12 protein-coding genes are annotated in these 13194 nt (G+C 65.2%); 9 read left to right on the top strand and 3 right to left on the bottom strand.

The window, feature by feature from the left end:
- Positions 1-2: 2 nt before the first annotated feature.
- Complete coding sequence (gene mftD / locus QM588_RS17465) at positions 3-1181, top strand: pre-mycofactocin synthase MftD (RefSeq protein WP_283315148.1); 1179 nt, start codon at positions 3-5, stop codon at positions 1179-1181.
- Entirely contained in the window at positions 1178-2437 is a 1260-nt protein-coding gene (gene mftD / locus QM588_RS17460; RefSeq protein WP_283315146.1) for a pre-mycofactocin synthase MftD, read from the top strand. The genes mftD (QM588_RS17465) and mftD (QM588_RS17460) overlap by 4 nt, the downstream gene beginning before the upstream one ends.
- Here the strand turns inward: mftD (QM588_RS17460) and QM588_RS17455 are convergent.
- The 3 genes from QM588_RS17455 to QM588_RS17445 all read right to left on the bottom strand — a co-directional run bounded on the left by QM588_RS17455 (position 2424) and on the right by QM588_RS17445 (position 5539).
- The gene (locus QM588_RS17455; RefSeq protein ID WP_283315145.1) at positions 2424-3155 is read right to left on the bottom strand and encodes an aspartate/glutamate racemase family protein; all 732 of its coding nucleotides are present in this window, start codon (positions 3153-3155) and stop codon (positions 2424-2426) included. The two genes, mftD (QM588_RS17460) and QM588_RS17455, sit on opposite strands and share 14 nt — an antisense overlap.
- A 10-nt stretch (positions 3156-3165) precedes the next feature.
- Positions 3166-4719 (bottom strand): NCS1 family nucleobase:cation symporter-1, encoded by a 1554-nt coding sequence (locus tag QM588_RS17450; protein WP_283315144.1) that lies wholly within the window; start codon positions 4717-4719, stop codon positions 3166-3168.
- Positions 4720-4813: 94 nt separating this feature from the next.
- Positions 4814-5539, bottom strand: a complete 726-nt coding sequence (locus QM588_RS17445; protein ID WP_283315143.1) for a GntR family transcriptional regulator — start codon at positions 5537-5539, stop codon at positions 4814-4816.
- 69 nt (positions 5540-5608) lie between these two features.
- Here QM588_RS17445 and mftE point away from each other — a divergent pair, with 69 nt between their 5' ends.
- The 7 genes from mftE to QM588_RS17410 all read left to right on the top strand — a co-directional run bounded on the left by mftE (position 5609) and on the right by QM588_RS17410 (position 13161).
- Positions 5609-6295 carry a mycofactocin biosynthesis peptidyl-dipeptidase MftE gene (mftE, locus tag QM588_RS17440; RefSeq protein WP_283315142.1) on the top strand — a complete coding sequence of 229 codons (687 nt, stop codon included), beginning with the start codon at positions 5609-5611 and terminating at the stop codon, positions 6293-6295.
- Between the two features lie 126 nt (positions 6296-6421).
- Positions 6422-7819, top strand: a complete 1398-nt coding sequence (gene mftF, locus QM588_RS17435) for a mycofactocin biosynthesis glycosyltransferase MftF (protein WP_283315141.1) — start codon at positions 6422-6424, stop codon at positions 7817-7819.
- A gap of 9 nt (positions 7820-7828) precedes the next feature.
- Positions 7829-9376 carry a mycofactocin dehydrogenase MftG gene (gene mftG / locus QM588_RS17430; RefSeq protein ID WP_283315292.1) on the top strand — a complete coding sequence of 516 codons (1548 nt, stop codon included), beginning with the start codon at positions 7829-7831 and terminating at the stop codon, positions 9374-9376.
- 58 nt (positions 9377-9434) lie between these two features.
- Entirely contained in the window at positions 9435-9572 is a 138-nt protein-coding gene (locus QM588_RS17425) for a hypothetical protein (RefSeq protein ID WP_167326762.1), read from the top strand.
- 109 nt (positions 9573-9681) lie between these two features.
- Positions 9682-10977 (top strand): transcriptional regulator, encoded by a 1296-nt coding sequence (locus QM588_RS17420; protein ID WP_283315140.1) that lies wholly within the window; start codon positions 9682-9684, stop codon positions 10975-10977.
- Positions 10978-11098: 121 nt separating this feature from the next.
- Positions 11099-12622 carry an acetaldehyde dehydrogenase ExaC gene (gene exaC, locus QM588_RS17415; protein WP_283315139.1) on the top strand — a complete coding sequence of 508 codons (1524 nt, stop codon included), beginning with the start codon at positions 11099-11101 and terminating at the stop codon, positions 12620-12622.
- On the top strand, positions 12622-13161 hold the full coding sequence (locus tag QM588_RS17410) for a DUF779 domain-containing protein (RefSeq protein ID WP_283315138.1): 540 nt from the start codon (positions 12622-12624) through the stop codon (positions 13159-13161). The genes exaC and QM588_RS17410 overlap by 1 nt, the downstream gene beginning before the upstream one ends.
- The last annotated feature ends 33 nt before the right edge of the window (positions 13162-13194 follow it).

Raw genomic sequence — 13194 nt, 5'->3', positions numbered from 1 at the left:
CTATGGCGAAGAGTGCGTGGTTCGAGACCGTTGCCGAAGCGCAGCGGCGGGCGAAGAAGCGTCTACCGAAGTCCGTGTATGCCGCGCTGGTGGCCGGCTCCGAACGCGGTATCACCATCGACGACAACATGTCGGCGTTCGGCGAGCTCGGGTTCGCCCCGCACGTGGCGGGGTTGTCGGACAAGCGGGACTTGTCGACGACGGTGATGGGGCAACCCCTGTCGTTCCCGGTGATGATCTCCCCGACGGGTGTGCAGGCGGTGCACCCGGACGGTGAGGTCGCTGTCGCGAGAGCTGCCGCGGCGCGAGGTATTCCGATCGGATTGTCCTCGTTCGCGAGCAAGTCCGTCGAAGAGGTGGCGGCGGCGAATCCGCAGACGTTCTTCCAGATGTACTGGGTGGGTTCGCGTGAAATATTGCTGCAGCGGATGGAGCGGGCCCGCGCCGCGGGAGCAGTCGGGTTGATCATGACGCTGGACTGGTCGTTCTCCAACGGCCGCGACTGGGGTAGCCCGTCGATCCCGGAGAAGATGGACCTCAAGGCGATGGCTGCGTTCGCTCCCGAGGGCATCATGCGTCCGAAGTGGTTGTGGGAGTTCGCCAAGACCGGCAAGATCCCGGATCTGACGACCCCGAACCTGACCCCGCCCACCGGCGGTCCCGCTCCGACGTTCTTCGGAGCGTACGGGGAATGGATGGGGACTCCGTTGCCGACGTGGGAGGACGTGGCGTGGCTGCGGGAGCAGTGGGGTGGGCCGTTCATGCTCAAGGGCGTGATGCGCGTCGACGACGCCAAGCGGGCCGTCGACGCCGGCTGCACGGCGATCTCGGTGTCCAACCACGGTGGGAACAACCTCGACGGTACCCCGGCACCGATCCGGGCGTTGCCGGCGATCGCCGAGACCGTCGGCGATCAGGTCGAGATCACCCTCGACGGTGGCATCCGGCGCGGCAGCGATGTTGTGAAGGCGTTGGCATTGGGCGCGCGTGCGGTGTTGATCGGGCGGGCCTACCTGTGGGGTCTGTCGGCCGGCGGTCAGGCCGGTGTGGAGAACGTGCTCGACATCCTGCGCGGCGGAGTCGATTCGGCGGTGTTGGGGCTCGGGCACACCTCGGTGCATGATCTGTCACCGTCGGATGTGGTGATGCCCGCCGGATTCGATCGGAAGCTGGGTGTGTGACCGACTGGTTCGAGACTGTCGCCGAGGCGCAGCGGAGAGCGCGTAAGCGGCTCCCGAAGTCCGTCTACGCCGCTCTGGTGGCGGGCTCGGAGCGTGGCATCACCGCCTCGGACAACACGGCCGCCTTCGCCGAACTCGGGTTCGCCCCGCACGTGGCGGGGTTGTCGGACACACGTGATCTGTCGACGACGCTGATGGGGCAGCCGTTGGCTTTTCCGGTGATGATCTCTCCGACGGGTGTGCAGGCAGTGCACCCCGACGGTGAGGTCGCCGTCGCCAGGGCGGCAGCACAGCGCGGTGTTTCGATGGGGTTGTCGTTGTTCGCGAGCAAACCCATCGAGGAGGTCGTGGCGGCGAACCCGCAGACGTTCTTTCAGCTGCATTGGGTGGGTTCGCGGGAGTCGTTGGGGCACATGCTCGATCGGGCCCGCTCTGCGGGTGCGGTGGGGCTCATCGTGACGATGGACTGGTCGTTCTCCGAGGGCCGCGATTGGGGGAGTCCGGTGATACCGGAACGCCTCGATGCGCGGGCGATGCTCCGGCTGGCACCGGAAGTGTTGGCGCGTCCACGGTGGCTGGCGCAGTGGGCGCGGACGGGTAGGTTCCCGGATCTGACCGCACCCAATCTCGCTGCGCCCGGAAAATCAGCGCCGACGTTCTTCGCCGCGTACCGGGAGTGGAAGTCCACCCCACTGCCGTCCTGGGAGGACATCGCGTGGCTACGCGAGCAGTGGGATGGGCCGTTCATGCTCAAGGGCATCTTGCGAGTCGACGACGCGCTGCGGGCCGTCGATGCCGGTGTCACGGCGATCTCGGTGTCCAATCACGGGGGCAACAATCTCGACGGTTCGCCGGCGTCGATTCGGATGTTGCCTGCGATTGCCGGAGCGGTGGGCGATCAGGTCGAGATCACCCTCGACGGCGGGATCCGGCGGGGCAGTGACGTGGCGAAGGCGCTCGCTCTCGGTGCGCGGGCCGTGCTGATCGGACGGGCGTATCTGTGGGGTCTGGCGGCGAACGGCCAGGCCGGAGTGGAGAACGTCCTCGACATTCTGCGCGGCGGCCTGGACTCCGCGGTACTCGGACTCGGACATGCCTCGGTGCACGAACTGTCACCGTCCGATGTATTCGTACCACCCGATTTCGCTCCAATCAGCTCCCCGGTAGCGATACCCGACGCCGATCGGAGTCTGGGATGCAGAACCCAGGAGCCGATGTGTGCCGCTGACTGGCGGCACTGGATCAAGACCTGCTGAATCCGTCGAGCATGCCGGTGTAGAGCTTGGGCGGCGGAGCCGCGAACTCTCCACGCTTGCCGGTCCCGAGTCCCAGGGTGACTAGGGATTGCACGAACAACGTTCCCGCTGCGACCCCGTCGACGACGGGTACGCCGATCTCGGACGAGATGTGTCGGCAGAGATCGGCCATGCCCGCGCAGCCGAGGACCACGGCGTCGCTGCCGTCCGTCTCGAGGGCGGCGCGACACGCCTCGGTGACGATCTTGCGGGCGTCGGGGTCGGTCTCGAGATCGAGGACCGGCATGTCGCACGCATGGATACCGAGGCAGTGGCGGCCGAAGCCGTAGTGGTCGGCCAGATCCTGCGCCCGTCCGATCGTGCGCGCGAGCGTGGTGACGACGCTGAAACCGCGGCCGAGGAAACTCGCGGCGTGCATTGCCGCTTCCGCGATTCCGATGACCGGTCCGGACGCGAGCTCGCGGGCCGCGTCGATGCCGGGGTCGCCGAAACAGGCGATGACGTAGCCGTCGACCCCGGCGGCCTCGCCGCGGGCGATCTCGGCGAGAATGCCTGGGACGCTGAGGGCTTCGTCGACGTGGCTTTCGATCGACACCGGCCCCATCGATGGGCTGACCGCATCGACGACCGTGCCCGGGCCGACTACGGCCCGGGCACAGTCACCGATCGTTGCGGTCATCGAACTTGTGGTGTTCGGATTGATGACCTTGATGAGCACGTGCGAGATCCTATGCTTTCACTGGAGTGTCGAAGTTGGTGACGGCCAGCTTGGTCCGCGTTGCGAGGTAGAAGTACATCGCGAAGCCGATGCCGCACCCGATGAACCAGCTGTACTTGGACGCCGTCGACATTCCGGCGATCTGCATGCCGTCGATGGCTCCGTTGAACAGCACGGTGAACATGGCGACCAGCGCGCCGACGATGGTGGAATACACCGCAGCCGGGTTGTATCCCTTGGAGTACCAGTACAGACCCGTCGTCGACATCGAGAACAGTTCGTCGACGACGACCTTCTGCTTGCGGACGAGGTAGTAGTCGGCGATCAGAATGCCGAACAGTGGTCCGATGAATGCGCCGAGAGTTTCGAGGGTCAGGTGGATGACGTCGGGGTTGTTGTACAGGTTCCACGGGGTGATCAGCACCGAACCGATGGCGGCGATCATTCCGCCCGCGCGCCAGCTGATGCGCTGCGGGCTGACGTTGGAGAAGTCGAACGCGGGGGAGATGAAGTTCGCGACGATGTTGATACCGATGGTGGCGATCGTGAACGTCAGTGCACCGAGAACGATGGCGAACGTGCTGTCGATTCGAGCGACGGTCTCGACCGGGTCGGTGATCAGCTCACCGAACACGGGGAGCGTCAACGACGCCGTGACGACCACCAGGATCGAGAAGACCAGGAAGTTGACCGGGAGGCCGAGGAAGTTGCCCTTCTTCACCGCGGCGTAGGACTTGCCGTAGCGGGAGAAGTCGCCGAAGTTGAGCATGGGGCCGGAGAAGTAGGAGACCACGAGTGCGATGGCCCCGAGCATCACCGGAATCGAGCTCAGGCCCGTGTGCTCGACCTCGCCGAGGTTGAGATCGATTGCGCCCCAGCCTGCTTTCCAGATCAGGTAGCCGCACAGCACGAACATCACGACGTAGACGGCAGGGCCGCAGAAGTCGATGAACTTGCGGATCGATTCCATGCCGCGCCAGAAGACCGCTGCCTGGACGACCCAGAGGAACAGGAAGCTGGCCCAACCGAGCAGGGACAGACCGGCGAAGCCGTAGTCGGCGGTGACGGCGTACGGGGCCAGTGACGGGAACAGCTTGATCAACACGATGTCGAGGGCTGCGGATGCCAGGAACGTCTGGATGCCGTACCAAGCCACGGCGATCAGACCGCGGATGATGGCGGGGATGTTGGCACCGAGGACGCCGAACACGCTGCGGCAGATGACCGGGTAGGGAACCCCGGAGACCTGGCTCGGCTTGGCGACGAGGTTGCAGAAGAAGTACACGATGGTGATGCCGACGAGCAGCGCGATCAGCACCTGCCAACTTGCCAACCCGAGTGCGAAGAGGCTACCGGCCGTGACATAGCCACCCACCGAGTGCACGTCGGACATCCAGAAAGCGAACAGATTGTAGGAGGTCCAGGTCTGCTTCTTCAGCGGAGCGAGGTCTTCGTTGGTCAGCCGTGGGTCGTAACTGTCCTTGATCAGTCCTCCACCGACGGGATGGCCCGCGGCTTCCACGAGATCTCCCGTTTGGGCGGGACCGTGCGCTGTATCTGTCATCGATGCTCCTGACGGCCGGGCAATGAATGGAACGAGTGAATGGGGAAAAGCTAGCGGCGAAGTATTGCGCCCTCGTGACGAAAGCGATATATCTTCAGCGGGGCTGTTCCGCGGGAGGATCGGCGAACAATCCGTGATCGTTCGACAACGTCGAAATGACCGAATTGAGACGCGTGTGATGGTGCTGGGCAGCGCGCAACAGTGCGTCGGAGTCGCGGCTGAGGAAGGCGGCGATCATGTCGGCGTGGTCGTCGTGCAGTGACGCGCGATCCGATCCGGCGACATGCACCATCGGTTGCACGGGTTCGGTGATGTTCCAAGCAGATTCGAGCATGTGCAGGAGTCGGTGCATCCGCGAAGGCCGGGTCAGTGACAGATGGAATTCGCGAGAGAGACGGTGGTACTCGCGTGAGTCGTCCTCGGTCAAAGACGCCTCGAGCTGCCGGTTGATCTCGATCAGGTGCGCGCGGTCGGCATCGGTGGCCAGTTCTACCGCGATCGGAAGTGCAGCAGTTTCGAGAACCTCACGCACGATGTACATTTCGCGCAGTTCTGCCGCTGTCAGTTGTGCCACTCGGTAGCCGAGATTGGGTCGATGGTCGACCAATCCCTCGCCTATCAGAGTCTTCAGGGATTCGCGTACCGGAATGCGGCTCACGCCGAACAATTCCGCGACCTCGTCGATCGGAATGGGTGTATTCGGAGGAGCGTCACCGGCAAGAATGACGCGCCGGAGCTCGTCCAGAATTGTCGGCTGCGGACCGCCCGGTGCCGAAATGGACAATTGCGAGAGCAATATCGACCGACGGCGGGGTGGCACGAATCGAAGATATCGGCCGTGTGTTTCGTCCGCGTGACAGCGCGGTTCCGTCCGATAGCATCTGCACCCATGGCCACGGACACCCTCGGTACCCAGTACTGGCCGGACATAGTCGGACCGAAGCTCCTCGTGGTTCCGGTCGGCTCGCTCGAGCAACACGGGCCGCACCTGCCTCTCGACACCGATACCCGCATCGCCGACGCCGTCGCGCGAACAGTTCCGAACGCTCTCGTCGCCCCCGCGGTGGCGTACGGCTCCAGCGGGGAACACGAGGGTTTCGACGGCACCGTGTCCATCGGGGCCGCCGCGCTCGAGTTGCTGTTGGTGGAATACGGGCGCTCCGCGTGTCGGTGGGCAGAGAAGGTCGTCTTCGTCAACGGCCACGGCGGCAACGGTCCCGCTCTGCGGTCGGCGGTGACGCTGTTGCGTTACGAAGGGCGCGACGTCGTGTGGTTCCAGTGCTCGGTGCCGGGAGCGGACGCGCACGCCGGACGCACCGAAACATCGCTGCTTCTTCATCTTTCGGCCGAGGTGGTCGATATGACGAAAGCGGCACCGGGAAACACCACCGAGATCGCGGCCCTGCTGCCCGAGCTGCGCGCCGGTGGCCTGGCCCCCATCACGGCCAACGGCGTTCTCGGCGATCCCCTCGGGGCCACCGCCGAGGAAGGACGGCTCATCTTCGAGCAACTACGGGAACGCGTGATGGGTGCGGTGCAGAGATGGAGCCCGTCCCCGCACGGAGTCATCGTGTGAGCAAGCGCGGTGCAGAACCGGCGTAATGCCTGTTCGAGGCCTCGAACAGAAACGGGGAGCAGGTATGTTCCGACCGATTTACCGGGTGGCCGACACATCGACGGTTTGTCCGCTTACGATGCCCTGATGGGTGAAGGTCGGTTGCCTGACGGCTTCGGGGTGCGAGTGGATCCACGCGTACGCACATTCTCCGAGGGACGCGTTCTGATCGGTGGTTCACCGATGCGGATGCTCACGTTGGCACCGACGGCCGCGGCAATGATCGGCGACGGTTTCATCGAGGTGACCGACTCGCAGTCCGCCCTCGTGGCGCGCAAACTGCTCGACTCGGGGGTGGGCAACCCGCGGCCCATGTCCATCCCGTCGCCGAGTGATGTCACCGTCGTGGTGCCGCTGAAGAACAACGAGGCCGGGCTCGCGCGGCTGATCACAGCGATGCACGGCATGCATGTGATCATCGTCGACGACGGATCCGACATCCCGGTTGCGGTTCCTGCGGTGTCGTGGAGCGTGGGTAGCGTCACGGTGCTGCGGCACGAGACCTCACGCGGGCCGGCTGCCGCTCGAAATACGGGATTGCGGTGCGCTACAACCGATTTCGTGGCCTTTCTGGACTCCGACGTGGTGCCGCGCAAAGGCTGGCTCGAGGTGATGCTCGGGCACTTCTCGGATCCGGCGGTGGGCCTGGTGGCACCTCGAATCGTCGCGCTGGAGCCCGAAGGCAGCGCACTGGCCCGATACGAGCACGCCCGGTCCTCGCTCGACCTGGGACGCAAGGAAGCGGCGGTGCGCGCAGGGAGCGCGGTGTCGTACGTACCCAGCGCCGCGATGTTGCTTCGCCGGTCTGCTGCGGTGGAATGCCACGGGTTCGACGAGTCGATGCACGTGGCGGAGGACGTCGATCTGTGCTGGCGTCTGCAGGAGGCGGGCTGGCGACTGCGCTACGAGCCGGTTGCCCACGTGGCGCACGAGCATCGCGTCGACTTCATGGAGTGGTTCGCCCGCAAGCTGTTCTACGGCACCGGTGCCACGCCGTTGTCCGCGCGTCATCCGGGCATGGTGCCGCCGATCGCGATGTCGCCGTGGACGTTGGTGACGTGTCTTCTCGCCGCCAGCCTGACGCGTATCGGATTGCTCGGGGCTCTGGCCAGTTTCGGCGTCACCGTCGTTCGGCTGCGCAAGATGTTCGTCGGCCTCGATCAGCCCACCCGCATTGCGGCCGTTCTCGCTGCCGAGGGCTTCGTGGCGGGGTTGTGGCAACTTGCTTCGGCGCTGTGTCGACATTATTGGCCGATCACGTTGCTCGCGGTGTTGTTGTCCAGCCGTATTCGGAAGATCGCGCTCGGTATGGCTGTGGCAGAAGCGTGTTCGGATTGGTACAAGCATCGTGAACTGGGCGGGCTCGATCCGGTTCGGTACATCTTCTTCAAACGCGCCGACGACATCGCGTACGGAACCGGGCTGTGGAGCGGCGCGCTGTCGGCTCGTTCCATCGAGGCGTTGAAGCCCCGCCTGGACGGCTGACCCGTGCGCCTGGGAAGCCGGGCCGACGGCGAAGGAAGTCCGCTCGACGCCGACGCCGACGCCGTCGCCGATGTCATCGTCGTCGGAGGTGGATCGTGCGGTTGTGTCGTCGCGGCGCGACTGAGCGAGAATCCCGACCGCTCAGTTCTGCTGCTCGAAGCCGGGCCGGCATTTGCGGGGGTCGACGACATTCCGCGCAGCCTGGGCGACTCGACGACGCTACCCATCGGTCCGACCAGTCGGTGGGTGGGTCGCTACACCGCCGAACTCACCCGCGACGTCACGCGCACGGTGACCCGGGGCCGAGTGCTCGGCGGATCGGGCGCCGTCAACGGTGGCTACTTCGTCCGGGCGATCCCCGCCGACTTCGATGCGTGGCCACAGTCGAACTGGTCGTTCGATCAGGTGCTGCCGTTCTTTCGTCGTTCCGAGAGCGATCACGACATCGAGGCCGCCGGCGGTACGGGCGTCGCGCGTCGCTGGCACGGATCGGACGGGCCGATGCCGATCACTCGACCACCCGCGCGGGTCTGGCATCGGCTGACCGCCGCGTTCGTGGAATCGGCGACGAACGCCGGTATCGGCTACCGCGAGGATCTGAATGCTCCCGATGCGGGGGCGGGCGGTGTCGGTGCTGTTCCCTCGAACGTTCTGGGCGGGACACGGGTGAGTGCGGCTCGGGCATACCTTCTGCCGCATGCCGACCGCAGAAACCTTCGTGTTCAGGGCGATACGACAGTCGTGTCGTTGAAGTTCAAGGGCAGCAGGGTGATCGGAGTCGAGATCGTCGTCGGCGGAGTGCGCAGTATCGTCCGAGCCGATACCGTGATCGTGTCGGCCGGGTCCGTGCACACTCCCGCGCTGCTGATGCGATCGGGCATCGGTGATCCCGAAAACCTTGTCGCGCTCGGTATTTCGATGGTGGTCGACAGTCCGGGTGTGGGACGCGGATTCTCCGACCACCCCGAGATCGCCGTTCCCCTCGTTCCGAAATATTCCCCCGACGATCGGTTGTCGTCTCCGCTCGAGGCGGTGCTGCACGCGGGCGACGTGGAAATAAGGCCCTACACCAGGCGGTTCGACGAACTCATACCCGGCCTGGACGTGGGGCCGCACTCGATCGGCGTCGGTCTGATGCGGTCGACCGCACGAGGACGCATCGCGTTGCGCACGGCGGACGCGTTCGTGCCTCCCTCGGTGAACTATCACTACCTCGAGTCGGAGCAGGACCGTCGGGCGATGCGAGACGGGGTCGAACTCGCCGTGGATCTGCTTCGATCCCCGGCCATGGCGTCGGCCGTGGACGTCTCCGCCGTCGCGGATCCGTTCGCGCCACTCGGTACGTCGCTGCACCTGTCCGGAAGCGCTCGAATGGGGCCCGAATCGGATCCGGGGTCGGTTCTCGACGACGATTGTCGGGTGCGTGGGGTCGACGGCGTGTACGTCGTCGACACCTCGGCGTTCCCGGTGGTGCCCAGTAGAGGGCCCCACGCAACGGCCGTCATGTTCGCCGAACGGGCCGCGGCGCTGATCGATCAGCACGATCGCGGCGCGTAAGGGCGTAGCGTTCGTGGTCTGGGGACCGTTCAGGTTCCCCAACAGATGGGTTTCTGCCATGTCGGACAAATCGCCCCGCAACACGATGACCAAGAAATCCGGCAAATCACTCAAGGACAAGCGCGCCGACAAGCGAGCGAAGTCGAGTGGAGACACCAGCAACGACATCATCACCTCGGCCGTCAAGAAGAAGTAGCCCGTCGTCGTCGACGGGACCGGCCCCGGTCGCACCCGTCGGCAGCGGCTGTATCCTTGCCTGTGAGCTGGGTTACAGCGATGTGGACAGGTCACGGAGGAAGCGTCGAATGGCAAGCCGATCGGACAGTGGCGGCAACCCCTGGGTCGCAGTGCGTCCCGGTGAGGATGTCACTGTGCTGGCGCGCCAAATGTCCAGTGCCCATCAATCTTTCGTCGACGACATCCGTACTCACGGCTCGGCAGTGAGGTCCGTCGTACTCGACTCGTGGATGCGAAGTCGAACCAAGGGTGTCGACCCGGACGGCGGTAGTCAGGCACCGGCCCTGAGCGGGCCGGACCTCGACCGCTATCGCAACGGGCATCCGATGGCGCTCATCCGCCCGGTGATCCGCAAACTGCTCGTCGAGGACGCCTCCGACACCGGCCTGCTCGTCGCTATCTCCGACGCGGAGGGTCGGCTGTTGTGGGTCGAGGGCGATTCCTCGGCCAAGGACCGCGCGCTGACGATGGATTTCGCCGAGGGCGTGGACTGGAGCGAGGAGAGCAAAGGCACCAACGCTCCGGGAACGGCACTGGCCGTCGATCACAGCGTGCAGATCTTCGCATCCGAGCACTTCTCGCGATCGGTCCACGAGTGGAGCTGCTCGGCGGCACCGGTGCACCACCCCACCAGCGGTCACATTCTGGGAGCAATCGACATCACCGGTGGCCCGCGGGTGGCGGTGCCCGAGGTGCTCTCTCTGGTGCGGGCCACGGTCGCAGCCGCGGAGTCCGAGTTACGTCTGCATCTGATGAACTCGCCGAAATCATTGGGCGACACGGCTCCTCGTCTCGAAGTTCTCGGATCCGGGCGGCCTGGGGTGGTGCGCGGCTCGGGCCGAACACCGCTGTCGCAGCGGCACGCCGAAATTCTCCTGTTGCTCGGCGACCATCCGGAGGGGCTCAGCTCGGACCACCTCGCGGTGCTCCTCGACGAGCAGGAACTCGACTCGGTGACCATCCGCGCAGAGATGTCGCGGCTGCGTAAATCTTTCGGTACCGCAGGCCTGGCGTCCCGGCCGTACCGGCTGGTCGGCGAGTTGTCCTCCGATGTCGGCGACATCCGGCGCGCTCTGGACCGCGGCGATGTCGAGGCGGCTCTACGGATCTACACCGGACCGGTGTTGCCCGGCTCGTCCGCCCCCGGCATCGAGGACATTCGCGAGGAATTGCGGTCTCGAATGCAGGCTGCCCTGCTGCGGCTCGGGGACCCGGTGTTGCTCGCCCAGTGGACCTCCTCCATCCACGGTCGATCCGACGTGATCGCATGGGAGGCCTATCGCGCCACGCTGAGCCGCGATTCCGCGCTCTACGGCCAGGTCAGCGCGCGAATCGATCTCCTCGATCGCGATCTCGGAGTGTGAGGAACCCGTCGCTGTGGAGCCGTCGGCACGACGGCAACGTAGTTGCAACGTTGCACGCTCTAGTGTCCTGAATCACACACCGCATCAACTGTGAAGCACGTGTCGATCAGGAGGATTTTCAATGTCCGTCTACGCCCGTCCAGGTACCGCCGATTCCGTCATGTCGTTCCAGTCGCGCTACGACAACTGGATCGGCGGCGAGTGGGTGCCACCGGTCAAGGGCCAGTACTTCGAGAACCCGACTCCCGTCACCGGTGAGAACTTCTGCGAGGTCGCCCGTTCCACGTCCGAGGACATCGAACTCGCCCTCGATGCCGCGCACGCCGCCGCTCCTGCGTGGGGCAAGACGTCTGCGGCCGAGCGCGCCGTGATTCTGAACAAGATCGCCGACCGCATTGCCGAGAACCTCGAGTCGATCGCTCTGGCCGAGTCCTGGGACAACGGCAAGCCGATTCGCGAGACCCTCAACGCCGATATTCCGCTCGCCATCGATCACTTCCGATACTTCGCCGGCTGCATCCGCGCGCAGGAAGGATCGCTCTCCGAAATCGACAGCGACACCGTCGCTTACCATTTCCACGAGCCGCTCGGCGTCGTCGGGCAGATCATCCCGTGGAACTTCCCGATCCTCATGGCCGTGTGGAAGCTCGCGCCCGCGCTCGCTGCGGGTAACGCAGTGGTGCTCAAGCCCGCCGAGCAGACCCCCGCGTCGATCCTGCACCTGATCTCGATCATCGGCGATCTGCTGCCCGCAGGCGTGCTCAACATCGTCAACGGATTCGGCGTCGAGGCAGGCAAGCCGCTGGCATCGAGCCCGCGTATCTCCAAGATCGCGTTCACCGGCGAGACCACGACCGGACGCCTCATCATGCAGTACGCGTCGCAGAATCTGATCCCGGTGACACTGGAGCTCGGTGGCAAGAGCCCCAACGTCTTCTTCTCCGACGTGCTGCAGGCCAACGACGACTACCAGGACAAGGCCCTCGAGGGCTTCACGATGTTCGCCCTCAATCAGGGTGAAGTGTGCACCTGCCCGTCGCGCTCGCTGATTCAGGCGGACATCTTCGACGAGTTCCTCGCCCTCGCCGCGATCCGCACCAAGGCTGTGCGACAGGGAGATCCGCTCGACACCGAGACCATGATCGGTGCGCAGGCCTCGAACGATCAGCTCCAGAAGATCCTCTCGTACATCGAGATCGGCAAGGGTGAGGGCGCACAGATCGTCACCGGCGGCGAGCGCGCACAGCTCGGCGGCGACCTCAACGGCGGCTACTACATGCAGCCCACCATCTTCACCGGCAAGAACAACATGCGCATCTTCCAGGAAGAGATCTTCGGGCCGGTCGTCTCGGTCACGTCGTTCACCGACTACGACAACGCCATCGAGATCGCCAACGACACCTTGTACGGGCTCGGCGCAGGCGTGTGGTCGCGGGACGGCGGAATCGCCTACCGCGCCGGCCGCGATATTCAGGCCGGTCGCGTGTGGACCAACACGTACCACCAGTACCCCGCGCACGCCGCGTTCGGTGGCTACAAGCAGTCGGGTATCGGCCGCGAGAACCACAAGATGATGCTCGATCACTACCAGCAGACCAAAAACCTGTTGGTCAGCTACGCGCAGAAGGCACAGGGCTTCTTCTGATGAATGCCCCTCGGCCGCCCGCGCGGCTGAAGACAACCGCCGAGGCGATGGACCTGCTCCGTCGCCTCGGCGGTATCCACGGCGAACTGATGATGCATCAGTCCGGGGGATGCTGTGACGGGTCGTCGCCGATGTGTTATCCCGCAGGAGAATTCATCGTCGGCGACCGGGACGTTCTGTTGGGGTACATCGACCTTCGGCTCGGGGTCGGCGAGGTCCCACAGGACCTGCCCAGTGGGAGCGACGGTGTGCCGGTATGGATCTCGGGTTCGCAGTTCCAGGCGTGGAAACACACCCAACTCGTACTCGACGTCGTGCCGGGTCGTGGCGGCGGATTCTCGCTCGAATCGCCCGAAGGCGTTCGCTTCCTGAGCCGTGGGCGTGCCTACACCGCGGAAGAGAACGAACTCCTCGCCGAGCACCCACCGCTCGTCGGCGTCGACTGGGAAGAAGGCCGACGGCCGGAGATTCCCGACGATCCGCTGGTGGTCGCCGAAGCCGTCGACGCATGTCCCGTCCCGGGGATGCTCCAGGGCTGAGTGCCTGCGGCAGTGGTGCGGCTATGAGCCCCA

The sequence above is a fragment of the Rhodococcus sp. IEGM 1354 genome, from assembly GCF_030056855.1.
In the GTDB taxonomy this organism is placed as follows: domain Bacteria; phylum Actinomycetota; class Actinomycetes; order Mycobacteriales; family Mycobacteriaceae; genus Rhodococcoides.
The sequence above is the reverse complement of the archived record's forward strand: the minus strand, read 5'-3'. Positions and strand labels throughout refer to the sequence as shown.

What these genes read in the sequence shown, in the direction of transcription:
- mftF (WP_283315141.1), top strand. Translation starts at nt 6,422, where the DNA reads ATGGGTGAAGGTCGGTTGCCTGACGGCTTCGGGGTGCGAGTGGATCCA.
- QM588_RS17450 (WP_283315144.1), bottom strand. Translation starts at nt 4,719, where the DNA reads ATGACAGATACAGCGCACGGTCCCGCCCAAACGGGAGATCTCGTGGAA.
- exaC (WP_283315139.1), top strand. Translation starts at nt 11,099, where the DNA reads ATGTCCGTCTACGCCCGTCCAGGTACCGCCGATTCCGTCATGTCGTTC.
- QM588_RS17410 (WP_283315138.1), top strand. Translation starts at nt 12,622, where the DNA reads ATGAATGCCCCTCGGCCGCCCGCGCGGCTGAAGACAACCGCCGAGGCG.
- QM588_RS17425 (WP_167326762.1), top strand. Translation starts at nt 9,435, where the DNA reads ATGTCGGACAAATCGCCCCGCAACACGATGACCAAGAAATCCGGCAAA.
- mftE (WP_283315142.1), top strand. Translation starts at nt 5,609, where the DNA reads ATGGCCACGGACACCCTCGGTACCCAGTACTGGCCGGACATAGTCGGA.
- QM588_RS17420 (WP_283315140.1), top strand. Translation starts at nt 9,682, where the DNA reads ATGGCAAGCCGATCGGACAGTGGCGGCAACCCCTGGGTCGCAGTGCGT.
- mftD (WP_283315148.1), top strand. Translation starts at nt 3, where the DNA reads ATGGCGAAGAGTGCGTGGTTCGAGACCGTTGCCGAAGCGCAGCGGCGG.